Genomic DNA, 14948 nt, shown 5'->3' with positions numbered 1-14948 from the left:
GGCAGGCCATGCCGGGCCGCGTGCAGGCGGCCGAACTAGCCGAAGTAGCGGGGCAGGGTCCCTTCGTGGGCAGCCTTCAGCTCATCCAGCGGCAGGGTGAAGTTGCTCTGGAAGTCCAGGGCGCCGATCTCCGTATCCACCACACCGATCCGGGCATGGGCGAAACCTCGCGCCGAGCACATGTCCTTGAACCGGACTTCCTCGCTCCGGGCCACTGCGACGACGGCGCGGGCCTGGGACTCGGAGAACAGCAGGGTGAACAGGTCCACCCCGTCACGTTCGCACACCTCGCCGAGGCCAATCCGGGCGCCGACGCCGAAGCGCAGGGCCATCTCGGACAGTGCGGCGGCGAGGCCGCCTTCGGAGAGGTCATGCGCGGCGTCGATCATGCCGTCACGGGAGGCGTTAACCAGCAGTTCCCCGAGCAGTTTCTCCGCCTGCAGGTCCACCTTGGGCGGCTGTCCGCCCAGGTGGCCGCGCAGGTTCGCGTATTCGGAGCCGTCCAGCTCGTCCTGCGTGGTGCCCATCAGGTAAATGGCCTGGCCGTCCTGCCGCCAGCCCGACGGCGTGCGCCGGGCGACGTCGTCGAACACGCCCAGCACACCCACCACGGGGGTGGGATGGATGGCGACGCCGCCGGTCTGGTTGTAGAGCGAGACGTTGCCGCCGGTGACGGGCACGCCGAGTTCGCGGCAGCCGTCAGCCAGCCCGCGCACGGACTCGGCGAACTGCCACCTGACCTCCGGGTCCTCCGGGGAGCCGAAATTCAGGCAGTCGGTGACCGCCAGCGGCTTGGCGCCGGCGGTGGACACGTTGCGGTAGGACTCGGCCAGGGCCAGCTTCGCGCCCTCGTACGGATTGAGGTAGGAGTAGCGGCCGTTGGCATCGGTGGAAACAGCGACGCCCAGGCCTGTGGTTTCATCCACGCGGACCACACCGGCGTCGTCCGGCATGGCCAGGGCGGTGTTGCCCTGCACATAGCGGTCGTATTGGTTGGTGACCCAGGACTTGTCGCACATATTCGGCGAGGCCATGAGTTCCAGGATGGCGTCCTTGACCGCGGCGCTGCCGAAGGGCCGTTCCGCGTTGAAGGAGTTGGCCTGGATGCTGTCCTGCGCGGCCGGCCGGGACATGGGGCGCTGGTACACCGGGCCCTCATGGGCCACCGTGCGCGGATCCACGTCCACAATGGTTTCGCCGTCCCAGTCGATGATCAGCCGGCCGGTGCCGGTGACTTCGCCGAGCCAGGAGTACTCCACGTTCCACTTGTCCATGATGGCCTCGAACGCTTCCACGTTCTCCGGCGTCACCACGGCCATCATGCGTTCCTGGGACTCGGACATCAGGATCTCGCCGGGGGTGAGCGTGGGATCGCGCAGCAGCACGTTGGTCAGTTCCACGTGCATGCCGCCGTCGCCGTTGGAAGCGAGTTCCGACGTCGCGCAGGAAATGCCGGCCGCGCCCAGGTCCTGGATGCCCTCCACCACGGAGGACTTGAACAGTTCCAGGCAGCACTCGATGAGCACCTTTTCGGCAAACGGATCGCCCACCTGGACGGCGGGGCGCTTGGAGGGTTTGTCCGCATCGAAGGACTCGGAGGCCAGCACGGAGGCGCCGCCGATGCCGTCGCCGCCGGTGCGGGCACCGAAGAGCACCACCTTGTTGCCGGCGCCGGAGGCGTTGGCCAGGCGGATATCCTCGTGGCGCATTACGCCCACGGCCAGGGCATTGACCAGGGGGTTGCCCTGGTAGACGGAGTCGAAGACCAGTTCCCCGCCGATGTTGGGCAGCCCCAGGGAGTTGCCGTAGCCTCCGATGCCGGAGACGATGCCGTGCACCAGGCGGGCGGTGTCCGGGTGGTCGATGGCGCCGAAGCGCAGCGGATCCATCACGGCCACCGGGCGGGCGCCCATGGAGATGATGTCGCGGACAATGCCGCCGACGCCGGTGGCGGCACCCTGGTAGGGCTCCACGAAGGAGGGGTGGTTGTGGGATTCGACCTTGAAGGTCACGGCCCAGCCCTCGCCGATGTCGACGACGCCGGCGTTCTCGCCGATGCCCACCAGCAGGTGTTCCTTCATTTTGTCGGTGACCTTGTCACCGAACTGCTTCAAATGCACCTTGGAGGATTTGTACGAGCAGTGCTCGGACCACATCACGGAGTACATGGCCAGTTCCGCCGCGGTGGGGCGGCGGCCCAGGATCTCCACCACGCGGTGGAATTCGTCTTCCTTCAGGCCGAGCTCAGCCCAGGGCAGCTCGGTGTCAGGGGTGGCGGCGGCATGCTCAACGGTGTCGATGCGGAACTTCTTCTGCTCAGCGGCAGCACTGGGGGAAACGGTCATGACTTGCCTCCGGCAACGAGCGAGTTGAGGACAGAGCTGAAGATGCGCAGCCCGTCGGTGCCGTAGCCCAGGCCGACCTCGCCGTAGGCGGAGGAATCCGGGCCGAAACCGGGTTCGACGGCGTGTTCGGGGTGGGGCATCAGCCCGACGACGTTTCCTGCGGCGTTGGAAATGCCGGCGATGCCGCGGCGGGACCCGTTGGGGTTCTCGCCGTCGTAGCGGAAGACCACCCGGCCCTCGCCTTCCAGCTCGTCCAGCGTTTTCTCGTCTGCGACGTACTGCCCGTCCTGGTTCTTGAGCGGAACAACCATCCCGGCGGCGGGTTCGTAGGCGTTGGTCCAGGCGGTGGTGTTGTTTTCCACGCGCAGCAGCTGGTCCGCGCAGGAGAATTTCAGGTGGTTGTTCTTGATCATGGAACCGGGCAGGAGGTGCGCCTCGGTGAGGATCTGGAAGCCGTTGCAGATGCCCAGCACGGGCATGCCGCCAGCCGCGGCGTCCACTACCTTTTCCATCAGCGGGGCAAAGCGGGCAATCGCTCCGGCGCGCAGATAGTCGCCGTAGGAGAACCCGCCGGGGATGATTACGGCATCCACCGACTGCAGGTTCGCTTCGGCATGCCAGAGTCCGACGGCGGTGCCGCCGGCGATGGTCACGGCGCGGGCGGCGTCGCGGTCGTCCAGGGTGCCGGGGAAGGTGATGATACCTATCCGGACGGCGCGCAGCGCGTCGTTTTCGGGGGCGACGGAAAAGTCGCCGATCAGGGGTGTGCTCAAGATCAGGCCTCCGGGATTACTTCAACGCGGGTGACGTCTTCGATCACGGGATTGGACAGCAGCGTCGCGGCGGCGGTGCGGGCCTGCTCCAGGATTTCGGGGGTGACGTCTCCGTCTACGGTGAGCTCGAAGCGCTTGCCCTGGCGGACTCCGGCAAAACCGGTCAGTCCCAGGCGGGGGAGCGCCCCTGCAATGGCCTTGCCCTGCGGATCGAGGATTTCAGGCTTGGGCATAACATCAACAACGATCCGGGGCATCCGGCAGCTCCTCTAGACGAGATGGGTGGCCGCGGACCTTGCCGTCTCACGCTGATTCAGCGCTCCGCGAGCTTGCACTTGCCATTCTAGCGGCGTTACCTGCGTTACGGTGACTGGTCTGGCCTAGGCCGGGATCTCCAGCTGGAAGCCGCAGGCGCAGCGGAGCACAGTGGTCTCCAGCTGTACGTCCACCGGTTCCTGCGGCATGGATTCCACGGTGATCGGTTCGAAAATGGAGCGCTGCCGGCTGTCCCGGGGCTGCATGGGTTCGCCGCAATGCATGTATTCCGCGTCATCGGACTCCAGGAGCCCGCGTGCCCAGAGGTATTGGTCCTCGGGGCTTGCTTCAATAGACAATTTTTGTGCTTTCAGTTGAGACCGGAACATCGTCGTCCGGAAGATACTAAGCATGCTTACTCAATAATATGCCATGAGGTGCCGGGGTATGTACAGGGTTGCCGGTGACGTGGTCCGGATCACCTCCGGTTACAGTGAAGCGTGAAATTGATGCAAGCGAAGCCGGCCACGGTCCGCCGGTTCATGAACATTTGGCCGCCCTTTGCCTTCACCGGCATTCGGGTCACCCGACTGGATCCTGAATATCTGGGTGTTTCCGTGCGGCTGCGGTCCTACTGGTGGAACAAGAACGTGGCGGGGGTGCATTTCGGCGGTTCGCTGTTCGCCATGACCGATCCGTTCTGGATGATGCTGCTGCTCCATCACCTCGGCAGTGACCATGTTGTCTGGGACCGCGCCGCCGAGATTGAGTTCATGAAGCCGGGGAAGGGCGAGGTACGGGCAGAGTTTGTCCTGGATCCGGCCGACGTCGAACGCCTGCGCGGGCTGGCCCGGGACGGAGAGAAGGTACTCGAGTGGTTCTCCGTGGACGTGACCGACGGCAGCGGCGAAGTGGTGGCCCGGATACGCAAGCAGGTCTACGTGCGGCGGAAGCGGGACCAGGCCGGCGTGCCGGAGCCCAGCGGAACGGCGGCGGTCCGTGAATAACGGCGCCAACCCGACCATCCCGACGGGCGACACAGTCCTGGTTTCCGGCATCGCCGCAGCACTGCTGCTTTTGCTGGTGTGGGCGGTCATCCGTCTGGCCCGTTCGAGCGCAGTCACTGCCGGGGAGCGGCTTGGGCTGCTTCTCTTCTGCCTGATATTCCCCGTGCTGGGGCCCATCTGTACATTGGTGATCCTGGCCCGGCGGGAAAGCGTGCGTCGTAGCTAGAGGGTGCCGTCCGCAGGTCCCAGCAGGGCCGTAAGCCGTTCCCAGCGCGAAATCTGGCAGCCGTCCTTCAGCGAGAAGCTCGTGTCCACGGCCTCGCCGCGAACCATTCCGGTGACGTGCGCACGCTGCATCCCGCGGATCTGCTGGGTGCAGAGCTGGTCCGCTGCCGGCTCCGCGAGGGCGGCCGCGCCCTGTTCCGCGAGCAGGGCACAGGCCCCTGCCGGATCCGGGACGTTCGAGCCCTCCCGCGGCACGGCGCCGTCGCACTGCAGTGTCCAGGTGCTGCTCGGCGTTGTCCCGTCCACACTGAACTCGATGGTCAGTGAAACAGGTGCTTCGGTAGCGGTGCTGCCGGGCTCCGGGGGAGAAGCCGGGGGGACGGACGGAGTGGGGGAGGCGCCGGGTGTGGGGGAGACGCCGGGTGTGGCCGGGGATGATTCGCCGGGGGACTGCGGGGAGTCCGGGGACTGGCCGGAGTCGGCACCGCAGGCTGCCAGCAGGGCGGCAGTGCACAGCAGCAGGGGAACTAGTACGGTTCCTGAAATGTTGCGCACTGAACGGCCTCCATTGGTTGCGGAGCCACCAGCCTAGCCAACCCTGTCAAGCAGGACCCGCCGAATCCTCAGCAGCCTCTGCCTGTGCCGAGAAGTAGGGTCCCTGGCTCGGGAAGTAGTTATTGAAGTCCGGTGCCGGGTCGCCGCTGCGGGCGGCCAGCAGCCGGTCCAGATAGTATTCCCAGCCCGGCCCAACGCTCGAAACGGCCTGCGGATCCTCCAAATGGTGGATGAAGTCCAGTACGCTTCCGGCCGGATCGTCACGGAGGCGGATTTCCAGGTCCCAGCTGCCGTATTCGTCCTCAACCAGCAGGCGCAGCAATTCCGGCGAGACACAGTCGGCAATGCGGACCCGGCTCCAGGGCAGTCCCTCTTCGAAGAGCATCTGCAGGTCAACGGTGCCGCCCCTGCCCGGGGTTCCTTCCCAGCGGCCGAACCACTGGGCCGTCTGGTCCGGGTCGGTGAAGCTGGGCCACACTGCTGCCGGCGGCTCCGTGAACCGGCGGTTCAGGATTAGGTCGTAGGTATCGGGACCGGTGCGGATAACCCGGCCGGTTGGCTCTGGCTGCATAGCTGCCCTCCAAAGGGTTCCAGCAGGCTCAGGATGCGGGCCCGCACCAAGCGGCGATCCACCGTCCATTATCGGTCTTGGACGCGTCTTGGGCTACACCGGCAACCGAGTGCGCCGGTCCCCTTCTGCGGTGGTGCCCTCGGCTAGGGTAGGCCGGAACGAAGGGGCGTGCACGTGATCATCACCGAGTTTCCGCGGGACCTGCTCATGACAGGGGCAATCTTCGGAGTGGCCGCTTTCGCGTGGGCAGGGTGGGCCCAGGAGCGTCCGCCGCAGCACCTGAGCTGGCGCATCCTCCTCGGCGCCCTGGGCCTGGGCGGTGTTGCGCTGGCGGCCGTCACTATTCCGGCCGTGATCAGCAACTGGGCTCAGCCAACCGCAATCGTTTTCGGGGGGCCGGCCTTCGCCTGGTACGTTGCCGTGTTCTGGCTGGAAGTGGCCTCGATGATCGTCCTCGTCATTATTGCCTCACGCCGGAAGCGCCGTGACCTTGTCGCACCGATAATCCTCGCGATCGTTGGCATCCATTTCATCCCGCTGGCGTGGGTATTCATGCAGCCGATCTTCATCCTCACCGGAGTGGTGCTGACAGCCGTTGCGGTGATAGCGGCCCTCGTGCCGGACCGGTCGGCGGCACGCAGCTTCTGGTGTGGTCTATTCGGCAGCGGGACGCTGCTCATCGTCGGAGCGGCCTGCACGGCAGCCGGCTTCGGAGAACTGGGCTGATACAGCGGTCGAAATCAGTTCACCGGTCAGCTAGGGGCCGAACGACGGGTTCCAGCAGACTCAGGATGCAGGACCTCAGCTGCTGCGATTCCTCGGCAAAGCCGCGTTGTGCGGCTGCATACTGTGCCCGGCCGGCGGGAGTCTCCACGGCGATCGGCGTGTAACCCCAATCCGCCAGGTCGTAGGGGGAGGCGCACATGTCCATTTCCCGGATGCGCCAGGACAGTTCGAAGGCGTCCATCACCACTTCGCTGGGCAGCAGCGGGACCAGCTTGTAGGCCCACTTGTACAGGTCCATGTTTGCATGCAGGCAGCCGGGCTGCTCGAGGTCCCGCTGGTTTTCGCGAGTGGGCGTGAGTTCGTTCAGCGGCACCGCCTCCGGCGTGTAGAACCGGAAGGCATCGAAATGGGTGCAGCGGATGCGGCTGCGCTCCACCAGCTCGTCGGTCCCTTCCGCACCCAGCCGAAGCTGCAGGTAGTCGTGCCGGATGCCGTTGTCCTCCGACTTGTACGCCATGGCCCACTCGTGCATGCCGAAGCAGCCCAGCACGGGCTTACGGGCGGCCGTGCGGGAAAGCAGCATGGTGGTAAACCCGAGGGCATCGCCGCGCACCGCTGCGAACCCGTCGACATCAACGGTGACGGCGGGTGCGTCGGCGTCGAGTCCCGCGGCTTCCCGTTCGGCGTCCGTCAATGTCCGGTAGAACTTCCAACCGGTGCGCTCGAGCGCGGAAGGGCCGGTGAGGACGACGCCGGCACCCGGGTGCCAGCGCAGCAGCTGTCCGGGTTTCTGGGAGTAGTAGGTGAACAGGAAATCTTCCACCGGGTGCTTCCGGCCGGCCGAGCGCCGGGCAAGGAAACCTTCGGTGAAGGGCCGGACGCGGTTTTCGTGCGCCGCCTGGCGGGGCAGCCACTGGTCCTCGGTCAGGACGGCGGGGCGGGCGGAAGCAATCACCGTTCCATTATCCTGCCTCGCCGGGTGTCCGTCACCCGGTGCCTGCGCTGGCTCCCGTGCGGCCCCGGCGGCCCCAAGGCAGCCGACCAATCCTTAGTACGATAAGAACGGCAATGCCCGTTGGAAAGGTGCAGCATGGTTGAGAAGGAAAGCTTCGTGTCCCGGTTCATGCGGACCACGGGCAAAGTGCGGCTGATCTTCGGACCGGCGCAGCAGGGGTCGCTGGACCATCCCATGACCGAGGAGAACCAGGCCCTGCTCAAGGTGCAGCAGGAGCAGGAGAAAGCCATGTGGGAAACGGTCACCCGCGCGGACGGCAGCAGTTACATCGTCTCCCGCGAGCGTCATTAGCCACTTCCTGGGCACCCATATGTGACTGGTGCAGACCGTGTTCGTAGCGCTCGTCATCGTAGGACCCCTGCTGGGGGCGTGGCTTATACCCCGGGTGCGCGCGGCCCGCGTACTACATCGTGCTCTTTGGTCCGCTGGTCCTGCTGGCCGGCATCGTGACCCGCCGGCCCGTGGCCATGTTCCTTGCCGGTGTCGCCTTGTCGGCACTGATCGAGGCGGCAGCCGCCCTGTGGATCCACCGGGCCCGCAGCAGGCGGGGCCTGTCGGCGGATTCCCCGCTCCAGCCGGTTAGGCCGGAACCCTAGCGGCCGGTGCCGCCGTACACCGTGGCCTCACTGTCGCCGTCGAGCTCGAAGGCCGCATGTACCGCGCGCACCGCCGTGTCCAGAAGCTGGGCGCTGGTGACCACGGAGATGCGGATCTCCGAAGTGGAAATCATGTCGATGTTGACTCCGGCGTGGTGCAGGGCTTCAAAGAAGCGGTGCGAGACGCCCGGGTTGGAGCGCATGCCGGCGCCGATGAGGGAGAGCTTGCCGATCTGCTCGTCGTAGTCGATGGTGTCGAAGCCGACCTCGGCCTTGGCTGCGTTCAGCGCATCGATGGCTTCCTTGCCGTCGATGATGGGCAGCGTGAAGGAAATGTCCGTCCGGCCCGAACCCTGCGTGGAGACGTTCTGCACGATCATGTCGATATTGGAGTTGGCGCCGGCCACGATGCCGAAGATCTCTGCGGCCTTGCCGGGGATATCCGGGACGCCCACCACGGTGACCTTGGCTTCGGAGCGGTCATGGGCGACGCCGGAGATGATGGGCTGTTCCAAGGGTTCTCCCTCTTGAATCTTGATTTTGTCATCGGGGCTGGGCAGGACCCAGGTTCCCTCATGTGAGCTGAAGGACGAGCGGACATGCAGGGGCACACCGAAGCGGCGGGCGTATTCCACGCAGCGCAGGTGCAGGATCTTGGCGCCGGATGCCGCCATTTCCAGCATTTCCTCGCTGGAAATCTTCTCGATTTTCTGGGCGCTGGCAACCACCCGGGGATCGGCGGTGTACACGCCGTCGACGTCGGTGTAGATCTCGCAGACGTCCGCTGCCAGGGCCGCTGCCAGGGCCACGGCCGTGGTGTCCGAACCGCCGCGGCCGAGGGTGGTGATGTCGTGGCTGTCCTGGCTGACGCCCTGGAAACCGGCAACGATCGCAATGTCGCCCCGCTCGATGGCGGTCTTGATGCGGTGCGGGGAAACGTCGATGATCCGGGCCTTGCCGTGGAACGCATCGGTGATCATGCCGGCCTGGCTGCCGGTGAAGGACTGCGCGGAGCCGCCGAGCTGGTTGATGGCCATCGCCAGCAGTGCCATTGAGATACGCTCCCCGGCACTGAGCAGCATGTCCATTTCCCGGGCGTTGTTCAAAGTGGTGATCTGGCCGGCCAGGTCCAGCAGCTCATCGGTGCTGTCACCCATGGCGGAGACCACAACCACCACTTCGTTTCCGGCGGCATGGGTATCCACCACGCGCTTAGCCACGCGCTTGATGCCTTCGGCGTCCGCTACGGAGGATCCGCCGAATTTCTGCACTATCAGGCTCATGCGTACACTTTCTCAAGTTTCATTGCGGTTGCTGGTGCCCGGCATCTTCGACGCGGCTTCGAACTGTTCCCTGAGGAAAGCGGGCGGTACTACCCACGCGTCCGTCCAGAAAGTCTATCGCCGCCGTCGTGCAGTGCCGAAATACATTCACGTAACCTGAGGCCGCCGACGAACCCGACGTACCGCCGAGCTGCCGGAACCCGGATCGGCCAGGCCCCGAAGGAGCGTCCTGGCTTAGGACATGCTCCGGCGGCCCTCAAAGGCGCGGCCGAGGGTGATCTCGTCCGCGTATTCCAGGTCTCCGCCTACGGGCAGGCCGGAGGCCAGGCGCGTGACCTTGATGCCCAGGGTCTTCAGCATCCGGACCAGGTAGGTGGCCGTGGCTTCGCCCTCGAGGTTCGGGTCGGTGGCGATGATGATTTCGGAGATCTGCTCATCCGACAGCCGGCTGAGCAGTTCGCGGATGCGCAGCTGGTCCGGGCCGATGCCGGCAATGGGATTAATGGCCCCGCCCAGCACGTGGTAGCGGCCGCGGAAGGACCGCGTACGCTCCACCGCAATCACGTCCTTGGACTCTTCGACCACGCAGATCATGGTCGGATCACGCCGCGGGTCCCGGCAAATGGTGCAGGTTTCCTGCTCGGTGACGTTACCGCAGACGCTGCAGAACTTGACCCGGTCCTTGACGGTGACAATGGCGGTGGCCAGTTTCTTCATGTCATCGGGATCGGACTCGAGGATGTGGAACGCGATGCGCTGGGCGGACTTGGGCCCGACGCCGGGAAGACGGCCTAGTTCATCAATGAGTTCCTGAACGGCACCTTCGTACACGTAACCTTCTCTGCTGGGTTGGACTGCGTTTATAGCTGGTAGTTGCTTGGGTTTTTATGCTGTTTCACCGGTGGTGTGCCGGGCAGGGAACCAATGCCGGTCAGCGGCCGTCCAGGCTGCGTTCCTCGATCAGGCGGCCCCCCAGAATCCGTTCGATCGCCTTACGCCCCACCATCCCGGAGTCCTCAAGCGTGATGTCATCCGCGCTGGGAACATCTTCGACGTAGGTCGAGTCTACTGGCCGGTTCCCCCGGGCGGGCGCTCCGCCGCCGCGCTGGGCAGCCTCATTGAGCAGTTTCTGATAGCGGCTCAACGGCTGGTTGGGGGCGCCGCCGGCCGTGGCTGCAGTTCCGGCCGCCGGGGGAGCCGACGTCGGGGCGCCCGGTGCCGTTGCGCCGCCCTGGCTGGGCGCGGTCTTGGTTCCGGGCCGAGCCGTCAAGGCGGTGGGTGCGGCCGACGCCGGCACCCCGGCTCCGGGGGCACCTGCGGGTGCGCTTGCTGCCGGTGATGTCGCTGACGCCGATCCGTTGGCGGCGCGGGGATCCGGCGTTCCATTTGCCGGCCGGGTGGTGGACCCGGTGCCGGCCCAGTCGGTGCTGGCCCATTCGGAGTCCGAAAGGTGCCCGCCGGAGTACACGTCCACGGGTGCCTCGGCGGTCTCCCAGGCATTGCTTTCCGGTGCATCGTTGAACGGGTCGCTGGGTTCGTCCGGCCACGGCTCATCCGACGGCCGGTTTCCGCCGGACCGCCCTGCGGTGCGTCCGCCGGTGCTGCCGTTCCTGCCGGAGGTGCCTCGGGCGGCATGTCCGGGGCCGTTGGAGGGACTTCCGTTGCCAGTGCTGTTTGCACCACCGTTTGTGCTGGCGGCTCGACGCCGGAGGGCGGCCGTAGCTGCATTGACGGGTGCGCCGGCTGCTGGTCCGGGCACGCGTGCGTCCGGTGCCGCCGGTTCCTTGGGGGAAGCAGCCTCCGCCGGTGTAACCGATGCGGGTGCTGCCACCGGTGCCGCCACTGGCTGCGCCTGCTGCGCCGCTGGCGCCGCCGCCGGCTGCGTTGAAGGTGCCGGCGTTGGCTGCGTGGGAGCGGCGTGAGCCTGCTTGGCTGCCTGCGCCGTCGGTTCCGGAGCAGAAGGGGCCTGCGCCGACGGCGCCGGGGCCACCGGTGCCTGCGCTACAGGTGCCTTGGCGGCCGGTGCGGATGCCGGCGCTTGCCGGCTATCGGCTTTTGGGCCCGACTCACCCGCTGACGCCGAGCTGTCATGGATCGGATTGATCTGGCAGTCCAGCGCCAGGACCTGATGGATCGCCTTGCGCAGGTTTTCCAAATGGTCGGGGCGGTTGAAGTTGGTGGCAGCGCCCGGGTTGGTGAAGGCAAGTTCAAGCACCTTGCCGTCGAAGGCGCGCGGGCTGGAGTTTTTGCTGACGTTCAGCCAGGTGGCACGGCGGATGCTGGTCAGGGCGTCCATGATTTCCGGCCAGGCGCGGCGGATCATCTCGATCTGTCCGCTTCCGCCGGCGGTGGGAGCCGAACCGGGGCCGGCTGGTCCTTGCTGGGCCGGAGCCTGCCGCTGCTGAGGCTGAGCCGGTGCCTGCTGCGTCGGTGCTGTCTGAGTCGGCGCAGGCTGGGACGGTCGGCCGGCGGCAGGCCGCGAACCGTTGGATCCCGCTGCGGGCGCGGAGCTTGACGCGGAAGGGGCATCCGCAGGGGAAGGCGCCTGCGTAGGCGTGGACCAGGTTCCGCCCCAGTCCAGGGAACTCCCGGCAGGCTTGCTGTCCTCACGTGCGGCTTCGGGAGCAGCGGTGTCCGCTGCCGCCGCTGCGTTGGGGACGGGAGTTGCTGCGGTGTCGATTCCCCGGGGTGCCGACGGGGCTTCGTCAACGGCAGGTGCCGAGCCGGCCTGCGAAGCCGTGGGTGCGGCTGCAGGAATGGTGTTCACCGGAGACGCGGCAGCGGCGGCGCGGCCCATGGCCTCGGTGGGATCGCCTGCATAGCTGAGCCGGCGCTCCAGCCGGTCCACACGGGCGGCCGTTCCGCGTTCGGCCTGGTCCGCGGCCGGAAGCAGGATGCGGGCGCAGAGCAGTTCGAGGTGCAGCCGCGGCGACGTGGCACCGGTCATCTCGGTCAGTGCGGTGTTGGTGATGTCTGCAGCGCGGGAAAGTTCGCTGCCGCCCAGCTGGGTGGCCTGGGTCTGCATCCGGCTGATCTGGTCTTCCGGCATACCGCGGAGCACGGTGGCCGCACTGTCCGGCATCGCGTTGACGATAATCAGGTCACGGAAGCGTTCCAACAGGTCTTCGACGAATCTGCGCGGGTCCTGGCCCGTCTGGATGACACGGTCCACGGCGCGGAACACCGTAGCTGCGTCTGCGGCGGCAACTGCGTCGACGACGTCGTCGAGCAGGGACACCGGGGTGTAACCGAGCAGCGAGACAGCCAATTCGTAGTCCAGGCCGTCGGGGCCGGCGCCGGCCATGAGCTGGTCAAGGACGGAAAGGGTATCCCGCACGGATCCGCCGCCGGCACGGATGACGAGGGACAGTACGCCGGGGGCTACCGCAACGTTCTCCTGGGTACAGAGCTTTTCAAGGTAAGCCAGCAGCGGTTCCGGCGGAACGAGACGGAACGGATAGTGGTGGGTACGGGAACGGATGGTGCCAATGACCTTGTCCGGTTCCGTTGTGGCGAAGATGAACTTGATGTGTTCCGGCGGCTCTTCGACGATCTTCAGCAGGGCGTTGAAGCCGGCGGACGTGACCATGTGGGCCTCGTCGATGATGAAGATCTTGTAGCGGTCCCGGACCGGGGCGAAGGTGGCGCGCTCCCGGAGGTCACGGGCGTCGTCGACGCCGCCGTGGCTGGCCGCGTCAATCTCGATGACGTCGAGGCTTCCGGAACCGTTGCGGGCCAGCTCAACACAGCTGTCGCACTTGCCGCAGGGGACGGGAGTGGGGCCTTCGGCGCAGTTCAGGCAGCGGGCCAGGATGCGCGCAGAGGTGGTTTTGCCGCAGCCGCGGGGGCCGGAGAAGAGGTACGCGTGGTTCACGCGGTTCTTTTGCAGGGCCGCCATCAGCGGCTCAGTGACGTGCTCCTGGCCGATCACGTCTGCGAAACTCTCGGGACGGTAGCGGCGATAAAGGGCTGTACTCACAGATAGAAGCCTATCGGTTGGCACTGACGGTTTTTCCTCCGGCGGCAGGCACGGCGGAAACTCCACTTCCTCAAAAAAATTAAAGACCCCCCATGCACCTGCCAGAGCCCGCTTACCCTTGCTACCTTCCGGTCCTGGGGGAGTTCACAGGATGACACCACATGAGGGGCCGGGAACCAGTCTACCCGAAAATTCCGGGCCTCGACTCGCGGCGGATTCCGGGCGTTTTCCACCGGGCATGGAGCCCCGGCCGGGGCACGGGCCATACTGGAAAACCGTTGGACCAGGAGCGGGGAGTGCCGTTCCCAACTGATGCTGGTCTATCGGGCGGCCCCGCCTCTGACCGCCCCAACCGGAGGCAACATTGAGCCTTGCCCTATATACAGTTCTAAATCCCGCCCTATATACAGCCGGTGTTGCACCAAGCAACGCCGGCGCGGGGGCAGTGCCGTGAGCCTCGCCCTGTATACAGTGCCCGACGCCGCCGGGCTGGGTGAGCTTGGCGCCTCCTTTATAGAGGTACTGGTTCGGGACCGGCCGGCGTCCGTGCTCGGACTGGCCACGGGATCCTCGCCGCTGCCGGTCTACCGTGCCCTGGCGGCGCACGAACTGGACCTGTCCCGCGTCAGCGCCTTTGCACTGGATGAGTATGTAGGGTTGCCGGCCGGCAGCCCCCAGTCCTATGCCGCGGTCATTGACCGGGAAGTCACCCGTCCGCTGGGGCTGGACCCGGACCGTGTGGCAGTACCGGAGGGATGTGCGCAGGACCCCGCACAGGCTGCCGAAGCATTCGAGGCCAGGCTGGAAGACGCCGGAGGAGTTGACCTTCAGCTGCTGGGGATCGGACACAACGGCCATCTGGCCTTCAATGAGCCCGGTTCGCCGCTGGACTCCCGCACCCGGGTACAGCGCCTGTCCGAAACGACGCGAAGAGCCAATGCCCGGTTCTTTGCCTCGCCGGCCGAGGTTCCCCGGTTCTGTATTACCCAGGGGCTCGGAACCATCCGGCGTGCACGGCACCTGTTGCTGCTGGTCCGGGGCGGGGACAAGGCTGGAATCCTGAAGCGCGCACTGACCGGACCCGTGACTACTGACTGCCCGGCTTCCATCCTCCAGCTGCATCAGCGGGTCACCGTTATTGCGGACGAGGCCGCCGCCTCCGGGCTGGCGGGCCTGGAAGAAGCCCTGTTGCCCCCCGTCTAGGGCGGAGCGCAGATTCGACCGGCACTTTCGGGTGGCCGGTGACCGGTTTTAACCCGCCGGAAACGGTGCCGGATTCCGACGTCGAATGGGTGTCCGGGGTCACCCCTAATCCGATTTGCGGCTACGGGCAAAGGTGTGTAAAGTTTTAGAAGTCGCCGCGGCCGGGACGCTGGAAAAGCGCCCGAGCATGGCGGCCAAACCCCAACAAAAAACAGAGTCCAACCAGTGCGTGCCCTTTGCGGGGCCGGTGGGAAAGACTCCGGTTGGTGCTGGGTCGGGAACGGCGGAAACGCTTTCCTGGAAAACACTGCAGCGAAGAAGAAAGGGAAAACATTGTTTTCCCGAGTATTTTCGGATTGCGTCTGTTGTTTGAGAACTCAATAGTGTGCCAAGTTTATTGATACCAATTTATTTT

General features: G+C 66.0%; 16 protein-coding genes and 1 other RNA gene. 6 read left to right on the top strand and 11 right to left on the bottom strand.

What is annotated here, in order from left to right:
• Positions 1-35: 35 nt before the first annotated feature.
• The 4 genes from purL to LOC60_RS10720 form a co-directional block, all read right to left on the bottom strand.
• On the bottom strand, positions 36-2345 hold the full coding sequence (gene purL, locus LOC60_RS10735; RefSeq protein WP_230025040.1) for a phosphoribosylformylglycinamidine synthase subunit PurL: 2310 nt from the start codon (positions 2343-2345) through the stop codon (positions 36-38).
• Complete coding sequence (purQ, locus tag LOC60_RS10730) at positions 2342-3121, bottom strand: phosphoribosylformylglycinamidine synthase subunit PurQ (RefSeq protein WP_442860413.1); 780 nt, start codon at positions 3119-3121, stop codon at positions 2342-2344. The genes purL and purQ overlap by 4 nt, the downstream gene beginning before the upstream one ends.
• Positions 3121-3375: a phosphoribosylformylglycinamidine synthase subunit PurS gene (gene purS / locus LOC60_RS10725; protein ID WP_227920839.1), complete on the bottom strand. Its 255-nt coding sequence runs from the start codon at positions 3373-3375 to the stop codon at positions 3121-3123. Before purS ends, purQ begins: the two co-directional genes overlap by 1 nt.
• 123 nt (positions 3376-3498) lie before the next feature.
• Positions 3499-3732: a hypothetical protein gene (locus LOC60_RS10720; protein ID WP_230025038.1), complete on the bottom strand. Its 234-nt coding sequence runs from the start codon at positions 3730-3732 to the stop codon at positions 3499-3501.
• 150 nt (positions 3733-3882) lie between these two features.
• On the opposite strand from LOC60_RS10720, the gene LOC60_RS10715 reads away from it, so the two are divergent.
• Both LOC60_RS10715 and LOC60_RS10710 read left to right on the top strand, forming a co-directional pair.
• Positions 3883-4380 carry a DUF4442 domain-containing protein gene (locus tag LOC60_RS10715; protein WP_230025036.1) on the top strand — a complete coding sequence of 166 codons (498 nt, stop codon included), beginning with the start codon at positions 3883-3885 and terminating at the stop codon, positions 4378-4380.
• Complete coding sequence (locus LOC60_RS10710) at positions 4373-4606, top strand: hypothetical protein (RefSeq protein ID WP_230025034.1); 234 nt, start codon at positions 4373-4375, stop codon at positions 4604-4606. The genes LOC60_RS10715 and LOC60_RS10710 overlap by 8 nt, the downstream gene beginning before the upstream one ends.
• Here the strand turns inward: LOC60_RS10710 and LOC60_RS10705 are convergent.
• A complete protein-coding gene (locus LOC60_RS10705) occupies positions 4603-5160 on the bottom strand; it encodes a hypothetical protein (protein ID WP_230025032.1) in 558 nt (185 codons plus the stop codon). The genes LOC60_RS10710 and LOC60_RS10705 overlap by 4 nt on opposite strands.
• Before the next feature lie 46 nt (positions 5161-5206).
• Positions 5207-5731 (bottom strand): SRPBCC domain-containing protein, encoded by a 525-nt coding sequence (locus LOC60_RS10700; RefSeq protein WP_230025030.1) that lies wholly within the window; start codon positions 5729-5731, stop codon positions 5207-5209.
• A 174-nt stretch (positions 5732-5905) separates the two neighbouring features.
• Here LOC60_RS10700 and LOC60_RS10695 point away from each other — a divergent pair, with 174 nt between their 5' ends.
• Complete coding sequence (locus LOC60_RS10695; RefSeq protein ID WP_230025028.1) at positions 5906-6457, top strand: DUF7010 family protein; 552 nt, start codon at positions 5906-5908, stop codon at positions 6455-6457.
• A 19-nt stretch (positions 6458-6476) separates the two neighbouring features.
• Here LOC60_RS10695 and LOC60_RS10690 read toward each other — a convergent pair whose 3' ends face one another.
• Positions 6477-7409, bottom strand: coding sequence for a 3-methyladenine DNA glycosylase (locus tag LOC60_RS10690; RefSeq protein WP_230025566.1), 933 nt, complete (start codon positions 7407-7409; stop codon positions 6477-6479).
• Between the two features lie 138 nt (positions 7410-7547).
• Between LOC60_RS10690 and LOC60_RS10685 the strand changes: the two genes are divergently transcribed.
• Entirely contained in the window at positions 7548-7763 is a 216-nt protein-coding gene (locus tag LOC60_RS10685; protein WP_230025026.1) for a hypothetical protein, read from the top strand.
• 119 nt (positions 7764-7882) lie between these two features.
• Positions 7883-8068, top strand: a complete 186-nt coding sequence (locus LOC60_RS10680; RefSeq protein ID WP_230025024.1) for a hypothetical protein — start codon at positions 7883-7885, stop codon at positions 8066-8068.
• On the opposite strand, the gene LOC60_RS10675 is transcribed toward LOC60_RS10680, so the two are convergent.
• The 4 genes from LOC60_RS10675 to ffs form a co-directional block, all read right to left on the bottom strand.
• Positions 8065-9351, bottom strand: a complete 1287-nt coding sequence (locus tag LOC60_RS10675; RefSeq protein ID WP_230025022.1) for an aspartate kinase — start codon at positions 9349-9351, stop codon at positions 8065-8067. The two genes, LOC60_RS10680 and LOC60_RS10675, sit on opposite strands and share 4 nt — an antisense overlap.
• A 234-nt stretch (positions 9352-9585) precedes the next feature.
• Entirely contained in the window at positions 9586-10182 is a 597-nt protein-coding gene (gene recR / locus LOC60_RS10670; RefSeq protein ID WP_227920863.1) for a recombination mediator RecR, read from the bottom strand.
• Between the two features lie 100 nt (positions 10183-10282).
• On the bottom strand, positions 10283-13330 hold the full coding sequence (locus tag LOC60_RS10665; protein ID WP_230025020.1) for a DNA polymerase III subunit gamma and tau: 3048 nt from the start codon (positions 13328-13330) through the stop codon (positions 10283-10285).
• Positions 13331-13408: 78 nt separating this feature from the next.
• An RNA gene (gene ffs, locus LOC60_RS10660) (signal recognition particle sRNA small type) lies at positions 13409-13504 on the bottom strand.
• Positions 13505-13780: 276 nt separating this feature from the next.
• On the opposite strand from ffs, the gene LOC60_RS10655 reads away from it, so the two are divergent.
• Positions 13781-14533: a glucosamine-6-phosphate deaminase gene (locus LOC60_RS10655; RefSeq protein ID WP_230025018.1), complete on the top strand. Its 753-nt coding sequence runs from the start codon at positions 13781-13783 to the stop codon at positions 14531-14533.
• Positions 14534-14948 lie beyond the last annotated feature (415 nt).

It is taken from the genome of Arthrobacter sp. zg-Y769 (assembly GCF_020907405.1).
Lineage (GTDB): Bacteria > Actinomycetota > Actinomycetes > Actinomycetales > Micrococcaceae > Arthrobacter_B.
Note: the sequence above shows the minus strand (reverse complement) of the source record. Positions and strands in the feature narration are given on the sequence as shown.

Coding starts and splice junctions, on each gene's coding strand:
- purS (WP_227920839.1), bottom strand. CDS start 3,375: ATGCCCCGGATCGTTGTTGATGTTATGCCCAAGCCTGAAATCCTCGAT.
- LOC60_RS10715 (WP_230025036.1), top strand. CDS start 3,883: ATGCAAGCGAAGCCGGCCACGGTCCGCCGGTTCATGAACATTTGGCCG.
- purL (WP_230025040.1), bottom strand. CDS start 2,345: ATGACCGTTTCCCCCAGTGCTGCCGCTGAGCAGAAGAAGTTCCGCATC.
- LOC60_RS10675 (WP_230025022.1), bottom strand. CDS start 9,351: ATGAGCCTGATAGTGCAGAAATTCGGCGGATCCTCCGTAGCGGACGCC.
- LOC60_RS10685 (WP_230025026.1), top strand. CDS start 7,548: ATGGTTGAGAAGGAAAGCTTCGTGTCCCGGTTCATGCGGACCACGGGC.
- LOC60_RS10700 (WP_230025030.1), bottom strand. CDS start 5,731: ATGCAGCCAGAGCCAACCGGCCGGGTTATCCGCACCGGTCCCGATACC.